The organism is Nostoc sp. KVJ20 (assembly GCF_001712795.1).
GTDB lineage: Bacteria > Cyanobacteriota > Cyanobacteriia > Cyanobacteriales > Nostocaceae > Nostoc.
Window position 1 is genome coordinate 1 of record NZ_KV757841.1, and the last position, 1,420, is coordinate 1,420.

Consider the following 1,420-nt stretch of genomic DNA (forward strand, 5'->3'; position numbering starts at 1 on the left):
TTCAGGGTCTCTGACCCAACAAGTTTTCCTGGTGTCTATTGCGCGGTGGAACCACACTGAACCCTTCCCGAACTCAGAGGTGAAACGCTGCTGCGGCAACGATAGTTTAGGGGTAGCCCTACGCAAAAATAGCTCGATGCCAGGTTTATTCTTACAACAAGCCCCAAGCAATCATAATTGCTTGGGGCTTTTGTTTTTGCTGAGAACCTCTGCATTGGTATACATCAAAGGTACTTAAACCTTAAAATTACAATTTTAGCAATTAGTTAAATTCTCCAACGCCAACTCGGCGTTTTTACTGGTGAATCCCACAACCGGATCATCTCATCATCTAATTTCAGCAGGGTAATGGAACAACCTTGCATTTCTAGAGATGTTATGTAGGGGCCTATCAAGTTTCGCACAATTTGCAATCTTTGCTGTTCGCAAATTTGGGCAAGTTTGCGATAAACAATATATAGTTCGGAAACTGGAGTTCCACCCATACTATTGACGAAAGCTAATAAACGATCGCCTTTGGCAAATGGTAGACTTGTTAGTTCTACATCTAACCATTCTCCTTTGTCTTCATCCCACTCGCGTAGTGTGCGGGTGTATGCTTTATCCTCAATGAGCGATCGCGTTAAAATTTCGGTAATTTCATCTACTGATTTCATAGCTGTGCGTTCTGTTCCAGGCTCACCGTGAATACCGATACCTAATTCAATTTCGCGATCGCTTAATTCAAATGTCGGCGTTCCATTGGCGGGAACTGTACAAGATGTTAGAGCAATTCCCATACTCCGCCCATTCAGGTTTACTCGGCGACATAAATTTGCTATTTGTGGCAAATCATACCCAGCCTCAGCCGCCGCGCCACAAATTTTTTCCGCCAGTATTGTTGTTCCCACACCCCGCCGTCCTTGGGTATAAAGGCTATCCTTAACTGCTACATCGTCATCAATCAAAATATTTAGTGATCGAATGCCCTCACTACGGGCTAACTCCGTTGCCATTTCAAAGTTCATCACATCGCCACTATAATTTTTGACGATGTAAAGGATACCAGAGCCTCCATCTACTCGTTTGGCTGCTTCTAGCATTTGATCAGGAGTAGGGGAAGTGAAAACCTCACCAGGACAAGCTGCATCAAGCATTCCTTTGCCTACGAAGCCAGCGTGCATGGGTTCATGTCCACTGCCACCACCTGAAATAATTGCTACTTTACCCTGTATAGGTGCATCGGCTCGATAGACAAAAGCAGGGTCATGGTTCAGTTTAATTAAATCGGAATGAGCCGCCGCCATACCTTCTAGACTTTCGCGCACAAAGTCTTCCGGCTTGTTGATCAGCTTTTTCATAATCCGTGTTTGGTTAAAAGGGTGTTAAAACCCAGGTTATAGCGCTTCTGGTTTGTATCTTGAGTTTGGACTAATTGGCA

The 1,420-nt window shown here is 44.4% G+C and carries 1 protein-coding gene and 1 rRNA gene; one reads left to right on the forward strand and one right to left on the reverse strand.

Annotation, left to right across the window (positions count from 1 at the left end):
• Positions 1-27 precede the first annotated feature (27 nt).
• A 5S ribosomal RNA gene (rrf, locus tag A4S05_RS38175) occupies positions 28-145 on the forward strand.
• Positions 146-266: 121 nt separating this feature from the next.
• Here rrf and dhaK read toward each other — a convergent pair.
• The gene (dhaK, locus tag A4S05_RS38180; RefSeq protein ID WP_069074918.1) at positions 267-1,340 is read right to left on the reverse strand and encodes a dihydroxyacetone kinase subunit DhaK; all 1,074 of its coding nucleotides are present in this window, start codon (positions 1,338-1,340) and stop codon (positions 267-269) included.
• Positions 1,341-1,420: the final 80 nt, after the last annotated feature.

Excerpts from the sequence above, each read along its gene's own strand:
- dhaK (WP_069074918.1), bottom strand. The coding sequence starts at position 1,340 with ATGAAAAAGCTGATCAACAAGCCGGAAGACTTTGTGCGCGAAAGTCTA.